This window comes from Rhizobium sp. CBN3, assembly GCF_030518245.1.
GTDB classification, from domain to species: Bacteria; Pseudomonadota; Alphaproteobacteria; order Rhizobiales; family Rhizobiaceae; genus Rhizobium; species Rhizobium aethiopicum_A.
The window spans coordinates 14,221-34,915 of the sequence record NZ_JAULSE010000009.1; the positions used below are offsets into that span (position 1 = coordinate 14,221).

Sequence of the window (20,695 nt, forward strand, 5' to 3'; positions counted from 1 at the left end):
AGCCGCCGTTTGAGAGGAAACATGCAGGACGATCGGATCAACAAACCCCATGCGATCATCGTCATGGGGGTCAGCGGTTGCGGCAAATCCTCGGTCGGAGAAAAACTCGCCGAGGCCTTGCACCTGCCCTTCGTCGAAGGTGATGCGCTTCATCCGGCTTCCAATGTCGAGAAGATGTCGAAGGGCATTCCGTTGACCGATGAGGATCGGATGCCCTGGCTCCACCTGATCGGCAAACGCATGCAGGCCTCGCTGGAAAAAGGCGAGGGCATCATCGTCTCCTGCTCGGCGCTGAAACGCATCTATCGCGACAGGCTGAGAGCTGCTGCCGGCAGCAATCTGTTCTTCGTCTATCTCGAAGGATCCAAGGCGCTGCTGACCAAGCGCATGGGCGAGCGCAAGGGGCATTTCATGCCGGTCTCGCTGCTCGAAAGTCAGTTGGCGACACTCGAGGTGCCGACAGGCGAACCCGGTGTCGTCACTGTCGATATCGACGATACGATCGACGGCATCGCGGCAACGGCCCTCAGGGGTCTCTCCACCCTCGGCGTTATGATTTGAAGCGCTGCGGCGAATAGGCCGAGATATCGATGAATGGCGTCTCGCCGGTAATGAGTTCCGCCAGCACGCGGCCGGTCACCGGCCCGAGCGTCAGCCCGTGATGGGCGTGACCGAAGGCGAACCACAGGCCCTGATGGCGCGGCGCCTTACCGATGACAGGCATCATGTCCGGCGTGCAGGGGCGCGCGCCCATCCATGGTTCGGGATCGAGCCTGCCTCCGAGAGGGAAGATCGTACGCGCCATGGCTTCGGCCCGGTCGAGCTGCACCGGCGTCTTCGGCGCGTCGAGCGTTGCGAACTCGGCTCCCGTCGTCAGGCGGATGCCGCGGTTCATCGGCGCCAGCAGATAACCGCGCTCGGCATCGAGGATCCAGTTCTTGAGCATGGCATCGCCTTTGACGGCATAATGCATGTGATAACCGCGCTTGACGCCGAGGGGAAAGGAATAGCCGAGCCGGCGCGTCGCGACGGCTGCCCAGGGACCGAGCGCAAGGACCGCATCGTCGGCTTCGAGCGAGCCTTCGCTGGTCATGATCTTCCAGCCGGCGCCGAACTGGCCGAGCGAGGCGGCGTCGCCTGTGACGAAGCGGCCACCGAGGCTTTCGAAATAGCGGCGATAGGCCGATGTCAGCGCATGCGGATCGAGCACCGACCAGGGATCGCGCCAGCGGATGCCGCCGGCGAAACGAACGGTCATATCAGGTTCCATGCGGGCGATATCGGCCGACGTCAGGCTATCATAGTCCACTCCGAATTCGCTCTGCCAAAGCGCGGCCTCCGCGAGCGCCTCGTCGCGTTTGGCCTCCGTCCGAAAGATCTTCATCCAGCCGTCCTTGCGGATCAGCGCCTGCGCCTGCGAAGCCTCGATCAGGTCCTTGTGTTCGGCAATCGAGTTTTCGATCAGTGGCGCATAGGCCCGGGTAATGGCTGCGTGGCGCTGGGCATTCGAATTCCACCAGTAACGGGCGAGAAAGGCGAGCTGGCTCGGCAGGGCGCGCAGGTGATAATGCGCATCGATGCGGTTGTTGAGCGCATAACGCAGCAGCAGACCGAGCTGCTGGGGGAAGCCGTAAGGCGCCACCCCTTCGCGCTGGATCAGGCCGGCATTGCCGAAGGAGGTTTCGTTGCCCGGATCCTTGCGGTCAATCAGCGTCACCTGCCGGCCGCGCCGCTGAAGATGAATGGCGGTGGACACCCCGACGATGCCGGCGCCGAGCACGATTACGTTTTTCGTCATTCCCCTGCATTCCGCTTTGTTATCTGGCGAAAATGCCCGTGCCGATGCCGCGGCGCAAACGAAAAATCACTTTCATTTCAAAATCATTGCGCTTTCCAGTGCGGCATTTTCGGCCTTTACACGCACATGCAGGATTGCGGCATTGAAAAGCGAAAAGACGATCGCATAGACCGACAGGCCGAAGGCAAGAGGAAGGGCGGCGATCTCACAGACGACGATCGTATAGTTCGGATGCCGGGAGAAGCGATAGGGTCCCGATTTCACGAGCGGCGCGCCGGGCAGGATGATGATGCGCGTCGTCCAGCGATCTTTCAACGTCGTAAGCACCCAGAGCCGCAGCACCTGTAGCCCCATGAACACCAAAAACCAGAAGAGTTGAACCGGCCTGCCCGGCGCCAGCAGCCAAAGCCCCATGATCCAGGCGGCATGCAGCGCCACGATGACGGGATAATGCTCCGGGGCGACCTCCCGGCCGCCTCTGGCAAGCAGGGCGGCAGTGTTGCGCCGGGCAAGCACGAGCTCGCCCAGCCGCTGCAGCGTCACGAATGTCAGGAGCGCGATCGACGGCCACATCATGCCGCCCTCCTGAGCGTCACGCAGCTCGCCGAAAAGCCTGGTCCCATGGCGATCATCGCCGCCCGCTCCGGCAGCCCGGCGCGGATTACCCGCTCCAGCACGAACAGCACGGTCGGCGAAGACATGTTGCCATATTCGGCAAGCACGGCGCGTTCGTGATCGAGCGTGCCGGGCGTCAGTGAAAGCGCGCTCTCCATTGCGGCCAGCACCTTCATGCCGCCGGGATGGCAGATGAAACGGTCGATGTCTGCCAGTTCCAGCCCGTTTCGCGCCAGAATGGCCGTCACCGCCGGGGCGAGCTCCCGTTCGGCGAAGGGCGGCAACGATTGCGCCAGCACGATGCCGAAACCGCCATCGTCGATCTTCCAGCCCATGATGTCGAGCGTGTCCGGAAACAGGTGCTCGCCAGTCGATTCCACTTCCGCCAGGCCGCCGCCGCTCGTGCAGAGCACGCAGGCGGCGGCGCCATCGCCGAAAAGCGCCGTCGCGATGATATTCGGCCGCGTCAGCTCGTCCAGCCGGAACGCCAGTGTGCAAAGCTCGATTGAGACGAAAAGCACGACGGCGCCCGGCCGGTTGCGCGCGAGCCGCGATGCGATCGCAAGGCCGGAGACGCCGGCGGCGCAGCCGAGCCCGAAGACAGGCACACGCTCGATATCGGTCCTGAAGCCCATCCTGCGCGCAAGCTGCGCATCGAGGCTAGGGGTCGTAAAGCCGGTGGAGGAAACGGTGACGACACAGTCGACATCCCCGGCCTCAAGCCCGGCCCGACGAAGCGCCAAGCTGGCTGCCTCGACGAAAAGTCCGCCCGCCACCTCGGCATAAGCCTGCATGCGGTCCTGCCAGCCGTGCGCCTCGTCGAACCAGGCAAGCGGCCGCGCCGCATGGCGCTTATTGATACCGGCGCTGTCGAAGACGCGGGCAAGATGATGGAAATCCTCGAAGCGGCCGGCAAATAGCCGGGCCGAGGCTTCGGCCGCCTGGTCTTGAAAAATGACATGTTCGGGCGTGGCAGTGGCGAGGCTGGCGAGTTTCACGGTATCGGTCACAGAATTCTCCTTGTCTTCCCGACGTAACGCTGAGAACACCCGGTCCCGGTGGTTTATTCGGCCTCGGGGACTTCACGAAGCAGTGATGGAGAAAATGGAGAGGCCGGCGAATAAAGCCCGGGGCATCGGTGTTCTCTCCTCGCAACGTCACTTTCCAGGAGTTTTCCCATGACGATCACGACAGTCCGCATCGCTTCCATCTTTCTTGGCGGCTGCCTTGCCGCTTCCCTCTTCTCCGGCCCGGTCTTTGCGATCGGCAATGACAACAGCACGATGCCGACCTGCAAGAAGGGCGAGATATACGACCAGAAGACCAAGAAATGCGTCAAGCAGCAGAGCGCCGATGTTTCGGACGAGAACCGTACCGACTATGCCTATTCGCTGGCCAAGGAGGGCCGCTATGAAGAGGCGCTTGCTATGCTCGATACGGTCAAGGACCAGAACAGCGCCGAGGTGCTGAACTATCGCGGTTATGCCACCCGCAAGCTCGGCCGGACCGACGAAGGCATCTCCTATTACCTGCAATCGGTGAAGATGGATCCGCAATACGCCCAGGTCCGTGAATATCTCGGCGAAGCCTACGTCATCAAGGGTCGGCTCGATCTCGCAAAGGAGCAATTGAATACGATCAAGGCGATCTGCGGCACCGCTTGCGAGGAATATCAGGATCTGAACGCGGCGATCCTCGACCCCTCGAAGATCTGACGGAGCCACTGGCGGGAAATGGAAGCAGGAAAGGACATCCGAATGTCGGTCGCGCGCGCCACTTTTCCCGCCTATAGTCGCATGAGAACGGAATCGCCGGTGTATCGGGCGGTTCCCAGGCATGCAGGATCGTCGGAGGCGGCCATCGCGAGCGAAGCGGATATCAGGAGCGGTCTCACGGAAAACCTAGGCAGGCTCTGGCGTTACGGTCTCGTTCTCTCGCATCAGCGCGATGTCGCCGACGATCTCGTGCAGGCGACCTGCCTTCGCGCTCTCGAGCGCGCCGACCAGTTCGTCCCCGGCACCCGGCTCGACCGCTGGCTGTTTTCGATCCTGCATTCGATCTGGCTGAACGAGATCCGCTCGCGCCGGGTGCGCCAGGGTCAGGGTTTCGTCGATGCCGGCGAGGCGCTGACGTTCGACGGCGCGCACGATACTGAAACGCATGTGATGGCGGGGCAGGTGCTAAAGCTGGTAAATGCATTGCCGGAGGCGCAGCGGACGGCGGTTTTCCTCGCCTATGTGGAAGGACTTTCCTATCGCGAGGTTGCAGGCATATTGGATATTCCGATCGGGACAGTGATGAGCCGGCTGGCGGCCGCCCGCGCCAGGCTCTCCGGCGCCGGACCGGCAGGGGGACGACCATGAACACGAAACACACCATTCCCTCCGACGAGGACTTGACCGCTTTCATCGACGGCGAACTGACAGCGGAAGAGAGAGTCCGTATCGAGGCCATCATCGAGGAAGATGAGAGCGTCGCCGAACGGCTGGATTTCCTGGCCCGCGCCAGCCTGCCGTTCGAGCAGGCTTTCGCCCCGCTCCTCTCGCAAGCCCCACGGGAAAAACTGGAGGCGATGCTCGCCGCCATTCCTGCGCGCGAGGGCGAAAGATCCGCCTCTGCGCCCGCGCCCACGCGCCGCCGCTTCCTCGGCGCGCTCGCCGCCTCGCTTGTGGCCGGCATCGCCATCGACCGCGCCGTCATCGGCATCGGCAGGAGTTTTTCGGCAAAGGACGAAAACAGCGAATGGCGCGCCGTGGTCGCCGATTATATCTCGCTCTATACCGCGGAAACGCTCGCCGGCCCCGTACCCGGCAGGCAGGAGCAGGCCGCCCAGCTCGCCAGTCTTGACGAGAAGCTCGGCCTGTCACTCTCCCCCGAAGCCGTCTCGCTCCCGGGGGTCGATTTCAAACGCGCCCTGTTGCTGCAATATGAAGGCAAGGCTCTCGCCCAGGTCGCCTATCTCGACCCCGAGACCGGCCCGATGGCGCTCTGCATCGTGAAATCCGATGCGGGGCCGAAGGCGCCGGAACTGGAAAACCGCAACGGTATGAATGTCGTCTTCTGGTCGAATGCGACTCATGCCTTCATGCTGATCGGCTATGCGGCGGCGGACAGGATGACGGCGATTGCGGATGGGGTGCGGGGGAGGGTGGCGGTGTGACCCGCCATTGGCAGCGGCTTTAAGCTGATCAGTCCTGCGATCGATTGCGCATCAGGAACTGGCCTAGCCGGTTCACGATCTTAAAGGCCCAGAACATCGATGTTGAGACCTTGAGGCCGTGGTCGGCAAGAGCGCGCAGCACCTCTTTGTTCTGACGCGATATATTTTGAACGTTCTTGTTCGTGGCGCCCCCTAGGCGCATTCTGACCAAGACTTCCGGGATATAGATTGTTCTGATCCGCGCGACTTCCAAGAATCGCATCATCAGCTCGACGTCGGCTGCAAGCCGATAACGCAGATCAAACCGCCCGAACCGTTCATAGATGTAGCGCCGAACATAGAATGTTGGGTGCGGCGGGCACCACCCGCGCGCGAAGAAACCGGGTTTGAACGCACGGGATTTCCAGTAACGGATCTTGCGATCGATGAGCCGGTTGGAAACATAGACGAGATCACCATAGCAGCCGTCATAGGCTTCATCGTCCAGCGCGGCCGCCACGGTTTCCAGGGAGTCATTGCTCTCGAAAGTGTCGTCCGCGTTCAGGAAGCCGATGATGTCGCCGCTCGCAAGGCCAATCCCCTTGTTCATCGCCTCATAGATACCTCCGTCCCGTTCCGAGACTACGCGGCGGTTATCCGCCGGCGCCGAAGCGATGATGGCGAGCGTCGAATCTTGTGAGCCGCCATCAATGATGATGTGCTCGAAATCGCGGTAGGTTTGCGTGTCGATGGAACGCAGCGTATCGGCAATGGTCCGCTCGGCGTTCCAGCAAACAGTGATGAGGCTTATCCGGGGAGGACGTGGATCGGCAGTGTCTACAGCCATTTTGACGGGTATCTTGCTCACATTCTAAGGGCGAAATCTAGCCGACCCGTAGCAGACGGAGAGGCGGCGTCGCAATCCAGTCCTGCAGATTATCCTCGATCAATGTCCGATTGACGCGCGATTGGTCGACTTCCCGTCTTGGTAAGTGCATTGCATGCAGATCAATCTATCTGTAGTGAGCAGTGTCGAACAGCGATGGTCACCACGACCGGCTCGTGAATGCACGCGGATTTACCAGATTTTACAGGAGGTCTCTTGTCTTCGAATAAAAAACTGCGCAAGGGCATCTTGCTCGCCGGTGGCTCGGGCACCCGACTTCATCCCGCGACTCTCGCCATTTCGAAGCAACTTCTTCCGGTTTTCGACAAGCCGATGATCTACTATCCCCTGTCAACGCTGATGCTTGCAGGCATCCGGGATATCCTGATTATCTCCACGCCGCAGGACACCCCACGTTTTGAACAGTTGCTGGGTGACGGCGCCCAATGGGGATTAAACCTCCAATATGCCGTGCAGGCTGCACCGGACGGAATTCCCCAGGCATTCTCGATCGGCAGGGAATTCATCGGGCGAGAAGCAACTGCCCTCGTGCTGGGAGACAATATCTTTTACGGCAACCTCCTGACTCATGATTTATCAGCAGCTTCCGCGAGATCGGACGAAGCGACGATCTTCGCGTACAAAGTCCACGATCCCGAACGGTATGGGGTGGTTGAGTTTGACGGTGAGGGCAAAGTCCTCAGCCTGGAGGAAAAGCCATCCAGGCCCCGCTCTTCGTATGCGGTAACGGGTTTATATTTCTACGACAACGACGTGGTTGACGTTGCTGCCGGTTTGAAACCATCGCCGCGCGGTGAAACCGAAATTACCGATATCAATCGCTATTATTTGGCGACCGGCAGGCTGAATGTTGCCGTCCTGGGCAGAGGACATGCCTGGCTAGATACGGGCACGCACGATTCACTCCTTGAAGCCAGTCAGTTCATTGCCACCATCGAGCGGCGCCAGGGGCTGAAGATCGCCTGCCCCGAAGAAATCGCCTTTCATTTGGAATACATAGATGCCGAGCAGTTGCTGAGGCTGGCGGCTCCACTTGAAAAGAGCTCTTACGGTCGATACCTCATCAGCCTAGTGAGGGAACCAGCTCCGCATTTCCCGCCCGGCTGACCTGCAAAACTGGAAACCAATCTTGTCTGCTTTTACCCTGCTTAAGTTAAAGACGATGTCCGACGGACGAGGCGCGTTGACCGTCATGGACGGAATTCTGCCGTTTCCGGTGGTCCGGAGCTTCTGGATCTATGGTGCTGACGGATACACACGCGGCGGCCATCGCCATCACAAGACTCGGCAGGCATTGGTGGCGATTTCCGGGAGCGTGATGGTTTTGATGGACGATGGAAAAGCCAGGGAAGAGGTCACCTTGTCGTCACCGGACCAGTGCCTGCTCGTGGAGCCAAGGGACTGGCATGAAATGACGTTCGGTCCCGGTTCTATCCTGCTGGTTTTTGCCTCTCACGGGTATGACAAGGACGACTACATCGACACCCCCTATGAACGGCTCTGAGATGATTGAGTATGAAAGTCTTGCGCAAGCCAACCGCGCGCTGATGGAAGAGCTGGAGGCGGTTGCATCCCGTGTCATTCGTTCCGGATGGTACATACTTGGCAATGAGGTCTCCTCATTCGAAACTGAATTCGCTGCCTTTGCTGAAAGCAAACATTGCATCAGCGTGGCCAATGGTCTGGATGCATTGATCCTGTCGATCGAAGCGCTTGACTTGCCGAAAGGCAGCGAGATCATGGTTGCCTCCAACACCTATATAGCCACTATTCTGGCAATTCTTCGCGCGGGCCACAAACCCGTTCTGGTGGAGCCCGAGCGCGAAACCTTCAATATCGATCCGGAGCGGCTTCCGGCGGCGCTCACACGCAAGACGCAGGCAATCTGCGTGACGCATCTTTTCGGCAAAGCCTGCCGGATGACCGAGATCGCTGCGTTTGCAAGCGAGCATGGTCTCAAGGTGATCGAGGATTGCGCGCAGTCACACGGCGCGCGCTTTGACGGCAAGCTGACCGGCACCTTCGGAATTGCCGGTTGCTTCAGCTTCTATCCGACCAAAAATCTTGGAGCTCTTGGAGATGCGGGCGCGATCGTCACGGACGATGACGAATTTGCCGATCGCCTGAGACATATGCGCAACTACGGCTCGAAGAAAAAATATGAGAACGTCTATATCGGTGTAAATTCGAGGCTTGACGAGATGCAGGCGGCATTCCTGCGGGTTAAACTCCGTCACCTCGATCAGGTGACTGAACATAAGCGGGCGCTGGCGAATATTTATTTTGCCAATTTGCCCAAATGGCTCGCGCAGCCGCTTCGTCGACCTGCCGAGTATGACGTGTTTCATATCTTCGCGATACGTCACCCGGCCCGCGACGAATTGCGTCAGTGGTTGCTCGATAACGGCGTCAAGACCGAGATACATTATCCGATCGCCCCGCATCGGCAGAAGGCGATGCAAGGCATTCTTTCCGGCGACTATCCCATTGCCGATGAGCTGCATGCCACCGAGCTGAGCCTGCCTATTTCGGCTGGGCATCGAAAGGATGAGATCGAGCGCGTCTGCAGCCTTCTTGCGGCGCTCCCCGAAAAGCTGAAGTTGGCGGCATGATAGAGCAGCTGAAGCGATCGGCCTCCACCCGCGAGGAAGATTGGGATATCGTTATCAAGCCTTCGAAGGGCAGCGCGCCGGATCTCGGACTCGTCTGGCGATATCGCGATCTCGTCTGGATGTTCTTCATGCGGGATTTCACGACATTTTATAAACAGACGGTTCTGGGGCCGGTCTGGTACATCATTCAACCGTCGCTGACGGCCATGACCTATTATATCGTGTTCGGAAAGATCGCCAACCTTTCCACGGATGGCCTGCCACCTTTCCTGTTTTACATGTCGGGAACGATCATCTGGAGTTATTTTTCCGTCTGTCTGGCCAATAACTCCGACGTCTTCTCGAAAAATGCCAACCTGTTCGGAAAGGTTTATTTCCCCAAGCTCGTGGTGCCGCTATCCGTTGCCATGAGCGGGCTTGTCGCATTTGCCATCCAGTTCCTGCTCTTGTTGACGGTTGCGGTTGGGATGAAGATCGCCGTCCCCGATCTGGCATTGAGCTACAGGTTCCTGTTTATGACGCCGCTCCTGCTGCTCTATATTGCGGTGCTTGGTATAGGTGCGGGGCTTGTGGTTTCGGCGCTAACAGTCCGTTTTCGTGACTTGGTTTATGCCGTCGGATTCATGACGCAGCTCTGGATGTATGCCACGCCGATTGTCTATCCCTTCAGTCAGATTCCTGAACGGTATCACTGGTTCTTTTATCTCAATCCGATGACGACCCCGGTTCAGACCTTCCGTTGGGCGCTGCTTGATGCTCCCGCTTTACCGGTCAGTCTGTGTCTCGCCAATCTGGCTGTGACTGTCGCGATCGCGACGTGCGGCTTGATGCTTTTCGCTCGCGCGGAGGCAACTGCGATGGATACGGTCTGATGAACGATATCGTTATTCGAGCGGAGCACGTCAGCAAGCTATACCGCCTTGGTGTAATCAACCATGGCACGCTTTATCGCGACCTTCAAAGCTGGTGGGCAAAGTGGCGCAATCTTCCCGACCCGAATGTTTCTGTATCCGACTATGCTTCCAACAAGAGCCAGCAGTCGCGAGTAAAGGGCGACATCTTTAAAGCGCTGGATGATGTCTCCTTCGAGGTCGGGAACGGCGAGATAGTCGGGATCATCGGCAGGAATGGCGCCGGCAAATCCACACTGTTGAAGGTGATGTCGCGTATCACCATGCCCAACTCCGGCTTCATAGGAATACGGGGCAGAATTGCGAGTCTTCTTGAGGTTGGCACCGGATTTCATCCGGAGCTCACCGGTCGCGAGAACGTCTATCTCAACGGCGCCATCCTTGGCATGAGCCGCGCCGAGGTCAGGTCCAAATTCGATGAGATCGTCGAATTTGCCGAAATCGGCGAATTCATCGACACGCCGGTCAAGCGGTATTCTTCGGGCATGTACGTGCGTCTGGCTTTCTCGGTCGCGGCGCATCTGGAGCCGGAGATTCTTCTGGTTGATGAAGTTTTGGCCGTCGGCGACGTCAACTTCCAGAACAAGTGCATGGGACGCATGCAGGAAGTCACGAAGGCCGGTCGAACGATCATCTTCGTCAGTCACAACATGACTGCGATCAGCAGCATCTGCCCGAAATCGATCCTGATGGCCGATGGCAAAGTTGCTGCGATGGGCGAGACCGCAGATGTGATCAAGGCCTATCTCAATCGCCCGGAATTCGGCGGTACCGCAAGTTACTCGGTCAATCCCGAGGACATCGACGGAAAGGCAGTGATATGCCGCGTCGCGGTATTGAACGAGAAGGACGAGGTTTCTGAAACAGTGGAACTGTCGAAGGGCTTCTCGGTCGAGGTCGAATACGAATTGAGGGAGCCTCTTTCCGGCCTCTCGGTCGGGATGCAGATCAAGATGGAGGACGGCTACACCACGCTCGTCAGCCTTTCCGATCCCGAACTCGACGTCGGGCGCCTGGATACCCGGCCAGCCGGTTATTACAAAGCGCGCGTCAGATTTCCCGGATATCTCCTCAACACCGGCACCTTCTACTTGCGACTCGGCATATCGAGCCGGTTCTCGATCTATTCCGTCGCCGAGGGTATTCGGTTTGACGTGGAGGACAATGTCGGAATTATCCAGATGCTGGGTCAGCAACGCAAGCCGTCGATTTCGGCGATCCAGTTGCCTTGGGAGGTGGAGAAGCTCTTCCAGCGCGATTCTGAGGGTGTTTTGAAATGAAGAAAGTGCTTGTCACTGGGGCGGATGGATTTATCGGCTCTCACCTTGTCGAGACGCTGGTCAGGTCGGGCGTCGAAGTTCGCGCCCTATGCCAGTACAACTCGTTTTCCAGCTGGGGCTGGCTTGACCAATCCGAACATCGCGGCCAGTTCGAAGTGATCCTCGGAGACGTCCGCGATCCCTCGCAAATGCGCACCGTCGCTAAAGGCGTGGATACGATTTTCCATCTCGCCGCTCTGATTGCGATTCCCTATTCCTATCAAGCACCCTCAAGCTACATCGATACGAATGTGCATGGGACGCTGAACGTCCTTCAAGGAGCCCTCGACGCTGGGGTGGCAAGGGTGATCCAGACATCGACCAGCGAAGTCTACGGCACGGCGCGTTTTGTGCCGATCAGCGAAAGCCATCCGCTGCAGGCGCAGTCGCCCTATTCGGCTTCCAAGATCGGTGCGGATGCGATCGCCTACAGCTATTATTCGAGCTTTGATCTGCCGGTGACGATTGCCCGGCCTTTCAACACCTTTGGCCCGAGACAATCTGCAAGGGCGGTTATTCCGACCGTGATTTCACAGCTTCTGAGCGGACGGACGACCCTGAAGCTTGGTGCGCTCTCACCAACGCGGGACTTCAATTTCGTCCAGGATACCTGCGACGGCTTTCTGGCGCTCGCGGCCTGCGACCAAGCGATCGGCCAGACGGTCAATATCGGCTCCGGCAGCGAGATATCGATTGGCGATACCGTTCAGCTGATCGCCGACATTATCGGTGTCCGCGTCGAGATCGAATGCGACGAACAGCGTTTGCGGCCGGCAAACAGCGAAGTGGAACGCCTGTGCTGCGACAACAGCCTGATCAAGTCTCTGACCGGATTTTCGCCGCGTTACAGCGTCGAGGATGGCCTGAAAGCAACGATCGAATGGCTGCGTCAGCCGCAGAATCTGGCGCGGTATAAGGCGGATATTTTCAATGTCTAGACGCGCAGTCATTCTGGCGGGGGGAATGGGAACGCGGCTGCGGCCCTATACCGTCGTCCTTCCTAAGCCTCTGATGCCGATCGGCGATTATCCTATTCTTGAGGTGATCATTCGTCAGCTGATATCAGGCGGATTTCAGCACATCACGCTTGCCGTCAACCATCAGGCCGAATTGATCAAGGCGTTTTTCCAGGATGGAGACAAGTGGGGCGTACGCATCGACTATTCGCTCGAGGACCAGCCGCTTGGCACGATGGGGCCGCTCCGGTTGATCAAGGATCTGCCTGAGAATTTTCTGGTGATGAACGGAGACATCCTGACGGACCTGAACTATGCCGATTTTCACGATACCCATGTCCGTGACGGCAATATATTCACGATCTCGTCCAAGACGCGTCAGCATCGCATAGACTACGGCGTTCTTGATACCAACGAGACAGGACGCCTGACCGGCTTCCGGGAGAAGCCGACGGCCGAGTATAAGGTCAGCATGGGCGTCTACATGGTGTCTGCTGCCGCCGTCGAGCATATACCGCAACGCGGTGCCTACGGCTTTGACCAGCTGATGCTTGATCTCCTGGCGGCAGGCAAGCCGGCCACGGTTCGCGATTTTCCGGGCTATTGGCTCGATATCGGACGCCCCGACGATTATGCATTGGCGATCGAAGAGTTCGAAACCATGCAATCCAGGTTCTTGAATGGTTGATGCCATCGTCACCGGTGCAGGCGGCTTTCTCGGGAAGCGTCTGGTGGAGCGGCTTGAACAGGCCGGCATCGATGTGCTTGCGCTTGACCGAACGCATGGGGACATAAGCGAAGAGCGCCTTTGGCAGGAGCTTCCGGCAGCGCGCACGCTGTTTCATCTTGCCGGCAGGACATTCGTTCCGGATAGCTGGACACAAGGCCCGAGCTTCACCGCCGCCAATGTTCTCGGTACGCAGCATGCTTTGAACTGGTGCAAGCGACACAAGGCCAAACTCGTCTTCGCAAGCGCCTATGTTTATGGGGTGCCGGAGCGGCTGCCGATCCACGAAAGCGATCCGGTCAATCCGAACAACCCTTACGCGCTTTCCAAACATCTAGCCGAACAGCTCTGTGAGTTCGCTGCCACACACGAGCAAATACCGGTGGTGGTATTGCGTCTTTTCAATATATATGGGGTTGGGCAGCGCCCGGAATTTCTGATACCGACGCTTCTGAACCAAGTAAGAACGAAGCCGGAAATACAGGTCATGGACCTCAGTCCGCGGCGGGATTACGTCTTCGTTGACGATGTCCTGAGCGCCTTCGCCAAAGCCATGAACGTGTCCGAAGGCTACCACTGCATCAATATCGGGTCGGGCACGTCGTATTCGGTGCAGGAAATCATCGATATCTTGCAGAAAGCGACCGGCACTAATCTACCTGTAGTGTCGTCTTGCGCTGTTCGACGGAATGAAATACCTGACGTGCGGGCCGATATTACGCGGGCTCGCGCCGTTCTTGGATGGCGGCCGGAGTGGGATCTGCCCGCCGGCATCCGCGTGATGATGAAGGAGTCGTAAATTGAACGAGCGTTACGTTCCGATCAATAAGGGCAACTACTCGATGGACACGGACGAGCGCGAAGCCGCGTTCGACAAATTCCGTGGCGAGGGATGGGAAGCCGAATACGCGGATTACCGTCGCAAGTGGTCGGAATATGCCTTGAACCAGCAGGTTTCGGATTACCCGCTGCTCGTCGATCTCGAGCTGGCGTCGATCTGCAATCTGCGTTGCCCGATGTGCTATACGATCAGCGACGAGTTCAAGAAAAACGTCAACACGACCCGGATGGACTGGGACCTCTATTGCCGCATCATCGATGAGATCGGCGGCAAGGTTCCTGCAATCCGTCTGTCGCTGCGCGGCGAAGCGACGCTGCACAAGCGTTTCGCCGATTGCGTGCGCTATGCCAAGGACCATGGGATCAAAGAAGTCTCGACCCTGACGCACGGCTTCAAGCTCAACAGAGACTATTTCGCCCAACTCGTCGACGCCGGTATCGACTGGATCACCGTTTCGATCGATGGTACCGGTGAGACTTATGAGAAGATCCGCAAGCCGATCAAGTTCGAAGCGCTGCTCGACAAGATCAAGGACATAAAGAAGTACAAGGAGGAGCGCGGTCTCCACCGCCCTGTCATCAAGGTGCAGGGTATCTGGCCGGCGATCCGGGAAAATCCGGATCTCTATTACGAGACCTTCGCCCCTCATGTGGATCTGGTCGCCTTCAACCCGCTAATCGATTATCTCGGCAACGATTCCGATATCGCCTATCTCGACAATTTTACATGCCCACAGCAGTACCAACGCCTGGTGATTGGTGCCGACGGATTGGTCATGAAGTGCTCGAACGACGAGGAGAACCGCGAAGTTATCGGCGATGCGAACACCGAAACCGTGCACCAGATCTGGCACGGGGAAAAAATGAACGCGGTGCGCGCTCTGCACAAGGAACCGCAAGGTTTCCTGAAGAGCGAGGTCTGCCGCAGGTGTTATCTGCCGAGACAGACCAATGACGAGACGGCTGAGATTTGCGGTCGGCAGGTCATTGTGCGGAATTACGTCGACCGGAACCAGGAAATCGGACGGTAATCGGCCGAATTCCGCGTTACGGCCGGACGTCGCCAAGCCTATAGTTTCAGGGGGCTGCGATCGCCGCGAGAGCGAGGCGGCCTTGCCGGTCGTGAATTACAGGGAGTAACAGGATGTTCCGGAATTACCGGCCTGATCGGTGCTATATCATCGCTGAGATCGGCGGAAACTTCACGACGTTTGATCAGGCAAAGCGCCTGATTGACGAGGCAAAGGCGGCGGGCGTGGATGCCGTCAAGCTCCAGACCTATCGCGCAGAGACTTTGTCGAGCCGCAACGCCATGTTCGACATGGAGAACACCGGCGTTACCTCGCAGTTCGAACTATTCCGCAAATACGAAATTGGTCACGAGCTTCACGAAGCGGTGTTTCGCTATGCCGAACAGCACGGGCTGGACTGGTTCTCCTCGCCCTCGCACGAAACGGATGTCGATCTGCTGGAGAAGTGTGGAGTCGGCGCCCACAAGGTGGGTTCGGACGACGCGGTCAACATTCCCTTTCTCCGTTATCTGGCAAAAACCGGCAAGCCGATTATCCTGTCGACGGGGATGTCGACGCTCGACGAAGTTCGGGAATCCGTCGCCGCAATTCGGGAGACCGGCAACGATAAGCTCATTCTGCTGCATGCCATCACAAGTTATCCGACCCATCCGGAGAATGTGAACCTGCGTGCGATGCAAGCGATGATGGAAGCGTTTCCGGATCTCGACGTCGGCTATTCCGACCATACGCTGACACCGGTCGCAAGCCTCTGCGCTGTCGCAATGGGTGCCCGGGTGATCGAGCGCCATTTCACCTACGACAAGGCCGCCGACGGCCCGGACCATATGCTTTCGGCCGATCCAGCGGAAATGAAATGGCTCGTCGACGCGATACGTGCGTTCGAGATCATGAAAGGCAGTGGCCGCAAGGAGCCGGCTGCGAGTGAGGCGACGACGAGATTGAACAATCGCAAGAGCGTTGTCGTCAACCGACCGCTCAAGGCCGGCCATGTCATCTCCGCCGGCGACATTTCTGTCAAGCGGCCTGGAACAGGAATTGAACCGAAGCATTTCGAAGCTCTCGCAGGCCGGCGGGTCGCAAACGACCTCGATGCGGACGCGGTGCTCCAGTGGAGCGATCTGGCGTGACGCTTGGAATAATTATTCAGGCACGGATGGGATCGACGCGGCTGCCGGGAAAAGTGCTTCGCGACATCTCAGGCAAGCCCCTTCTCGCGCATGTCCTTGGTAGACTTCAGATGTTGAGGCGCCCGGCCAAGATTGTCGTTGCAACATCGTCTGCCAGCGAGAACGATATCATCGGAGCCTGGTGCCTTGAGCAGGGTGTAAGTTGCTTTCGTGGCGACGAAGCCGATGTTCTCGATCGTTATTTTCAATGCGCGCGATCGCTCGGGATGTCGGATATCGTGCGGTTGACCGCAGATAATCCTTTCACCGACGTCGATGAACTCGAGGGACTGATCGACCTGCACCAAAAACAGGGATTCGACTACACGCACGCGTTCGGCCAACTGCCTATCGGCGTCGGTGCTGAGATATTTACCTTCGAAGCCCTGGCGCGCAGTCATCGCGAGGGGAAGCTGCCGCACCATCGCGAACACGTGAATGAATACTTCACCGATCGGCCCGAATTGTTCAAGATTGGTCGGCTCGACGTGCCCCCAGCCAAAATCTCTCCGAACCTTCGCCTGACGGTCGATACTGAGGAAGACTGGAAACGCGCCTGTGCGCTCGCAGCGCAGGCGAGCGGAACCTGGCTCGAGACGGAAGAAGCGATCAGACTATGTTCGTCTTCTGCATAGAAAGTTCGCATGCACGCGGCATGGGGCATCTGTTTCGGTCGCTGACGCTCGCCGCGGAATTGCGCACCCGCGGTCATTCGGTCCGATTTTTGGCGAACGATCATCCGAATTCCTTGAGAATCATCCGCGAGCGCGGTTTTGACGTGGCGCTCTATGATCTGGCAGCCGTGACGGGATGGGAGAAGGCTTCCCTCGGAGCCGCTGCTTCGTCTCCGATCTGGATCAACGACCGCCTTAACACCCAGCGGCTCCATAGCGAGACGATCAAGCGCTTGGACGCCAAGCTTGTCACCTTTGATGATCGTGGTGATGGCGCGGAACTTGCCGACCTGAATATCTGCGCTCTCCTGTTCGAAAACACCGAGGGTCTGAAAGGCAGGGATGTTCGGCTGGGCGTAGAGTACATGATACTCAATCCTGAAATCGCTAGGTATCGCAGAGTTCGGGAAAAGCTAGCATCGATACTTGTCACGCTCGGCGGCGCCGATACGTATGGAGTGACAGTCCGCGTCGCCAAATGGCTGAGCAGCAAGCCCTTCCCTGTCACCATCGTTACCGGACCAGGCTTCCAGCACATGGCAGAGCTTGAAGAAGTCGTCGCGACCGCTGCACCGGATCGGCTCAGGCTGTTGAACCAGGTGCCTTCGCTTGCGGCGGAGATGTATGGGCACGATCTGGCGATTACCGGCGGCGGGCTTACGCCCTTCGAAGCCTGCGCCGCCGGCTTGCCGTGCGTGGTGATCGCCAACGAACCTTTTGAAATCCCGGTCGGGCGTGCGCTTGAAGACATGGGTGCGGCGTTCTTTGCCGGACATCACTCGGCATTCGACCTTGGTATGCTGGAAAAGGCGATTCCCATCAGGAGCATGAGCGAGACTGCCATGACCAAGGTCGACCTTGGCGGGGTGGGCCGCGTTGCCGATTTGCTGGAAAGATTGGCTGCATGACCCTGACAGCGGTGATCCATCAGCCGGACTTTGCGTCCTATCTCGGTTTTTTTCAGCGTTTTCTGAATGCCGACCTCTACATCGTTCTGGACCATGTCCAGTTTGTCCATGGAACAAGCAAAAGCTGGACCCACCGTGACAAGATAAAGACGGCGCAAGGGGATCGCTGGCTCACTGTCGGAATCAGAAAGCCGAGCTTCGGCACCCCGATCAACGAGGTGGAACTGGCGCCCGGCACCGGATGGATAGATCAGAACCTTTCCTTGCTTCGTGAAAACTATCGCAAGTCCGCCGGCTGGAGCGAAGTCTTTCCCCGCATCGAAGCCCTCTACGGCAAGCGGTTCGACCTCTTGGCCGATTTCAATATGCATTTCCTGGACGGTATTCTGGATATGCTTGAAATCACAATGCCGACGGTGCGATCGAGCACTCTCAGCCCCGAGGGTCATAGGAACGAGTTGCTCGTCGAATTGCTGCGCAAAGTGGGGGCAACACGCTATCTCTCAGGCGTTGGCGCACGCGACTATATGCGACCGGAAGTATTCGAGGCGGCCGGCATTGAAATCGAATGGCAGCATTTCGCCCATCCGGTTTATCCACAGCCGTTCGGCGAGTTCATTCCCTATCTCAGCATTCTCGACACACTGCTGAATTGTGGTATTGCAGGCACACGTGACCTGCTCTGGAGTTGCAAATGAATATTCTCGCGATCGGTGCCCATTTTGACGACGTGGAGCTGGGCTGTGGCGGTGCATTGGCGCGCCATACAGCAAACGGCGACACCGTTTACGTCTATGTCGCGACCGTATCCGGCTTTTCCAACCAATATGACCAGTCCGTGCGCAGCAGCCAGGTCGCCAGAGCGGAAGCGGATGCCGCGATGGAAATCCTCGGCGTTCAAAAGATGTTTTGCGGCGAGTTCAAAACGCTCCAGATCGAATTCGTCGATCCGCTGAATATCGAGATCCTCAAGCTCGTGCAGGATCTGAAGATCGATATGGTCTATACACACTGGGTCGGCGATATCCATCATGACCACCTGGCACTGTCGCGCGCATCGCTGCACAGCTGCCGTCATGTGCCCCGCCTGCTGATGTACCGCAGCAACTGGTATCATTCGACCGTCGATTTCAGGGGGAATTTCTACGTCGACATCACCGCCCATTGGGACCAGAAGGAAAAGGCGATCCTTGCCCATGAATCCGAGATGGAGCGCACCGGGCGGAAATGGGTGAGCTTCTTCCGCAATGAAGCCGAGAACGCCGGCCAGCGCATCGGCGTAAAATACGCCGAAGTTTTCGAGGTGGTGAAGTGGCTGCAGCCTTGAGGAAGATTTTGACCTTTGGCTCCATGCTGCTTCCCTATGGTGTGCATGAGCTGAAGCGCAGGCTTAAAAATCGTCACAAGTTATCTGCTGATGTCGCGAGATCGCTGGCAGAAAATAGGCAGCTTGCCGGACTGCGTGCGGGCCAACGCTGTTTCATTTTAGGAAATGGACCGAGCGTCAAGGGCTTGGATCTGTCGCGGCTTCAAGGCGAAAATGTCATAACCGTTTCCAACGGCTATCTGCATTCCGATTTCGACAAGTTCCAGTCTCGTTATCATTGTGTTCCGCAAATCACCTACGGATTGATGACATCCGAGGACGTGGTCCGCTGGTTCGAGGAGATGCATTCGCACCTGGGCGGCGCGGAACTGTTCCTCAGCTCCACGGAAGCTGAGCTGGTTCGAAAACACAATCTGTTTTCGGGACGAACGGTCCGGTATCTCATGCTCGGCGAAAGCTTCGACGAAAGACCATCTGTGGAAATCGTCGATATCTCCAAACCGGTGCCACGTGTCGATTCAGTCCCGGTGATGGCCTTGATGATAGCGATGTATCTTGGTTTCAAGGAAATCATCCTGCTTGGCGTCGACCACGATCGCTTCCTGTCAGCAACCTATGAATACGCGTTCGACCTCAAGGTGCAAAAAGGAAAAGATTTTACCGTAAATGCGGACGGCACCCCGACAACGAACCGTCACGACGACTTTCAGCAGGCGGCGCGGCTGTGGCGACAATATCGAGCCATCGCAAATATCGCGCGAGCAAATGATATCCGCATCTTCAATTCCACACCCGGTGGGGCACTGGACGAATTTGAGCGACGGCCGTTCCAAGCCTGGTTTGAAGAATGAGACGGCTTAAATTTGCGCTCCCGGGAATCCACTGTCTGCTTGAGGTGACGCGAGAATCGCCGCAAGCGCGCGAACAGGAGATCTGGGCCGAGTTCCGGCGACACAACATCGTTTTCGATGGGCCTTACGATGATTGGAGTTCGGCCGCGGCTGCTTCAGATGGATATGATGCGCCGGCCATTCTTGCAAAAGCCGTCGAAGCGACACGCGCAGTTGTTCAGGGCCGTGCCTCATATGAGCGGGACACCGTAATCTTCAAGGAAAGAAGCTACTCGCATCCGCTGCTTGCCTGGCTGCTCTATGTTGCATCCAGATCTGATGGTCGTTTGAGAGTGGTCGACTTTGGAGGCGCGCTCGGAAGTTCCTATTTCCAACACCGGTCAAAACTCGCTCATCTCGCGGAATTGAAATGGTGCGTCGTCGAGCAGCCTCATTTTGCAGAGGCAGCGCGAGCAGAATTTGAAGACGGGCTTCTGAGCTTTTCTCATAGCCTCGAAGAAGCAATCGATCTTGTGAACCCCCACATCGTTCTGCTCTCGGGCGTGCTCCAGTATCTCGAATATCCTCACGAGCATCTTGAGAGCCTTCTTTCGAAAGGCGTCAAGTTCATCCTTGTTGACAGAACAAGCGCGCAGTTCGATGTCCCCGATGTCCCTTTTGTGCAGCATGTGCCGGAACACATCTATCGCGCGAGCTACCCAGTGTGGTTCTTGAACGCGCATGAATTGCAGGATCGCTTCGCGAGGCATGGCTACGAGGTGCTGGACAGCTTCCATCCAGCTGGGACATTTGGAATAGCAACACCGCCGCCCTTGCAGGAATTGACGCGTTGGGGCATTGGCCTTACGCCAGCTCAGGGACAATACGAATGGTCGTATACTGGCTGGTTTCTTGAGAAGCCGGAAATCTAG

Annotated in this window: 24 protein-coding genes; 20 read left to right on the forward strand and 4 right to left on the reverse strand. The window is 57.9% G+C overall.

Translation table 11 applies throughout. From position 1 onward, the window contains the following. Positions 1–21: 21 nt before the first annotated feature. Positions 22–561, forward strand: coding sequence for a gluconokinase (locus QWJ46_RS15065; protein WP_302751891.1), 540 nt, complete (start codon positions 22–24; stop codon positions 559–561). Here the strand turns inward: QWJ46_RS15065 and QWJ46_RS15070 are convergent. The 3 genes from QWJ46_RS15070 to QWJ46_RS15080 form a co-directional block, all read right to left on the reverse strand. Beyond that, complete coding sequence (locus QWJ46_RS15070; RefSeq protein WP_302751892.1) at positions 551–1,798, reverse strand: FAD-binding oxidoreductase; 1,248 nt, start codon at positions 1,796–1,798, stop codon at positions 551–553. The genes QWJ46_RS15065 and QWJ46_RS15070 overlap by 11 nt on opposite strands. Positions 1,799–1,870: 72 nt before the next feature. Then, on the reverse strand, positions 1,871–2,374 hold the full coding sequence (locus QWJ46_RS15075; protein WP_302751893.1) for an isoprenylcysteine carboxyl methyltransferase family protein: 504 nt from the start codon (positions 2,372–2,374) through the stop codon (positions 1,871–1,873). Continuing rightward, positions 2,371–3,423, reverse strand: coding sequence for a type III polyketide synthase (locus QWJ46_RS15080; RefSeq protein ID WP_302751895.1), 1,053 nt, complete (start codon positions 3,421–3,423; stop codon positions 2,371–2,373). Before QWJ46_RS15080 ends, QWJ46_RS15075 begins: the two co-directional genes overlap by 4 nt. A gap of 168 nt (positions 3,424–3,591) precedes the next feature. On the opposite strand from QWJ46_RS15080, the gene QWJ46_RS15085 reads away from it, so the two are divergent. From QWJ46_RS15085 to QWJ46_RS15095, 3 genes are read left to right on the forward strand one after another with little or no spacing between them, the layout of a single operon-like run. Further along, the gene (locus QWJ46_RS15085; protein WP_302751897.1) at positions 3,592–4,128 is read left to right on the forward strand and encodes a tetratricopeptide repeat protein; all 537 of its coding nucleotides are present in this window, start codon (positions 3,592–3,594) and stop codon (positions 4,126–4,128) included. 42 nt (positions 4,129–4,170) lie between these two features. Beyond that, complete coding sequence (locus QWJ46_RS15090) at positions 4,171–4,776, forward strand: RNA polymerase sigma factor (protein WP_302751898.1); 606 nt, start codon at positions 4,171–4,173, stop codon at positions 4,774–4,776. Then, positions 4,773–5,573 (forward strand): anti-sigma factor, encoded by an 801-nt coding sequence (locus QWJ46_RS15095; RefSeq protein ID WP_302751899.1) that lies wholly within the window; start codon positions 4,773–4,775, stop codon positions 5,571–5,573. The genes QWJ46_RS15090 and QWJ46_RS15095 overlap by 4 nt, the downstream gene beginning before the upstream one ends. A gap of 28 nt (positions 5,574–5,601) precedes the next feature. Here the strand turns inward: QWJ46_RS15095 and QWJ46_RS15100 are convergent, their stop codons facing one another. Further along, entirely contained in the window at positions 5,602–6,399 is a 798-nt protein-coding gene (locus tag QWJ46_RS15100) for a glycosyltransferase family 2 protein (protein ID WP_302751900.1), read from the reverse strand. A 255-nt stretch (positions 6,400–6,654) separates the two neighbouring features. Between QWJ46_RS15100 and rfbA the strand changes: the two genes are divergently transcribed. From rfbA to QWJ46_RS15180, 16 genes are all read left to right on the forward strand, one after another. Continuing rightward, positions 6,655–7,566: a glucose-1-phosphate thymidylyltransferase RfbA gene (gene rfbA / locus QWJ46_RS15105; protein ID WP_368046089.1), complete on the forward strand. Its 912-nt coding sequence runs from the start codon at positions 6,655–6,657 to the stop codon at positions 7,564–7,566. Positions 7,567–7,588: 22 nt separating this feature from the next. Next, positions 7,589–7,963 carry an FdtA/QdtA family cupin domain-containing protein gene (locus QWJ46_RS15110; protein ID WP_302751902.1) on the forward strand — a complete coding sequence of 125 codons (375 nt, stop codon included), beginning with the start codon at positions 7,589–7,591 and terminating at the stop codon, positions 7,961–7,963. A gap of 1 nt (position 7,964) precedes the next feature. Further along, on the forward strand, positions 7,965–9,071 hold the full coding sequence (locus QWJ46_RS15115) for a DegT/DnrJ/EryC1/StrS aminotransferase family protein (protein ID WP_302752092.1): 1,107 nt from the start codon (positions 7,965–7,967) through the stop codon (positions 9,069–9,071). Further along, a complete protein-coding gene (locus QWJ46_RS15120) occupies positions 9,068–9,943 on the forward strand; it encodes an ABC transporter permease (RefSeq protein ID WP_302751903.1) in 876 nt (291 codons plus the stop codon). The genes QWJ46_RS15115 and QWJ46_RS15120 overlap by 4 nt, the downstream gene beginning before the upstream one ends. After that, positions 9,943–11,262 (forward strand): ABC transporter ATP-binding protein, encoded by a 1,320-nt coding sequence (locus QWJ46_RS15125; RefSeq protein WP_302751904.1) that lies wholly within the window; start codon positions 9,943–9,945, stop codon positions 11,260–11,262. The genes QWJ46_RS15120 and QWJ46_RS15125 overlap by 1 nt, the downstream gene beginning before the upstream one ends. After that, the gene (locus tag QWJ46_RS15130) at positions 11,259–12,239 is read left to right on the forward strand and encodes an NAD-dependent 4,6-dehydratase LegB (protein ID WP_302751906.1); all 981 of its coding nucleotides are present in this window, start codon (positions 11,259–11,261) and stop codon (positions 12,237–12,239) included. The genes QWJ46_RS15125 and QWJ46_RS15130 overlap by 4 nt, the downstream gene beginning before the upstream one ends. After that, positions 12,232–12,945, forward strand: a complete 714-nt coding sequence (locus QWJ46_RS15135; RefSeq protein WP_302751907.1) for a nucleotidyltransferase family protein — start codon at positions 12,232–12,234, stop codon at positions 12,943–12,945. The genes QWJ46_RS15130 and QWJ46_RS15135 overlap by 8 nt, the downstream gene beginning before the upstream one ends. After that, positions 12,938–13,783, forward strand: coding sequence for an NAD(P)-dependent oxidoreductase (locus tag QWJ46_RS15140; RefSeq protein ID WP_302751908.1), 846 nt, complete (start codon positions 12,938–12,940; stop codon positions 13,781–13,783). Before QWJ46_RS15135 ends, QWJ46_RS15140 begins: the two co-directional genes overlap by 8 nt. A 1-nt stretch (position 13,784) precedes the next feature. After that, complete coding sequence (locus tag QWJ46_RS15145) at positions 13,785–14,855, forward strand: radical SAM/SPASM domain-containing protein (protein ID WP_302751910.1); 1,071 nt, start codon at positions 13,785–13,787, stop codon at positions 14,853–14,855. A 113-nt stretch (positions 14,856–14,968) separates the two neighbouring features. Continuing rightward, positions 14,969–15,985 (forward strand): N-acetylneuraminate synthase family protein, encoded by a 1,017-nt coding sequence (locus QWJ46_RS15150; protein ID WP_302751912.1) that lies wholly within the window; start codon positions 14,969–14,971, stop codon positions 15,983–15,985. Further along, positions 15,982–16,659, forward strand: coding sequence for a glycosyltransferase family protein (locus tag QWJ46_RS15155; protein ID WP_302751913.1), 678 nt, complete (start codon positions 15,982–15,984; stop codon positions 16,657–16,659). Before QWJ46_RS15150 ends, QWJ46_RS15155 begins: the two co-directional genes overlap by 4 nt. Further along, the gene (locus tag QWJ46_RS15160) at positions 16,641–17,606 is read left to right on the forward strand and encodes a PseG/SpsG family protein (protein ID WP_302751914.1); all 966 of its coding nucleotides are present in this window, start codon (positions 16,641–16,643) and stop codon (positions 17,604–17,606) included. The genes QWJ46_RS15155 and QWJ46_RS15160 overlap by 19 nt, the downstream gene beginning before the upstream one ends. After that, complete coding sequence (locus QWJ46_RS15165; protein ID WP_302751915.1) at positions 17,603–18,304, forward strand: WbqC family protein; 702 nt, start codon at positions 17,603–17,605, stop codon at positions 18,302–18,304. The genes QWJ46_RS15160 and QWJ46_RS15165 overlap by 4 nt, the downstream gene beginning before the upstream one ends. Further along, the gene (locus QWJ46_RS15170) at positions 18,301–18,933 is read left to right on the forward strand and encodes a PIG-L deacetylase family protein (protein ID WP_004677164.1); all 633 of its coding nucleotides are present in this window, start codon (positions 18,301–18,303) and stop codon (positions 18,931–18,933) included. Before QWJ46_RS15165 ends, QWJ46_RS15170 begins: the two co-directional genes overlap by 4 nt. Continuing rightward, complete coding sequence (locus tag QWJ46_RS15175; protein WP_302751916.1) at positions 18,918–19,784, forward strand: hypothetical protein; 867 nt, start codon at positions 18,918–18,920, stop codon at positions 19,782–19,784. Before QWJ46_RS15170 ends, QWJ46_RS15175 begins: the two co-directional genes overlap by 16 nt. After that, the gene (locus QWJ46_RS15180; RefSeq protein WP_302751917.1) at positions 19,781–20,695 is read left to right on the forward strand and encodes a TIGR04325 family methyltransferase; all 915 of its coding nucleotides are present in this window, start codon (positions 19,781–19,783) and stop codon (positions 20,693–20,695) included. The genes QWJ46_RS15175 and QWJ46_RS15180 overlap by 4 nt, the downstream gene beginning before the upstream one ends.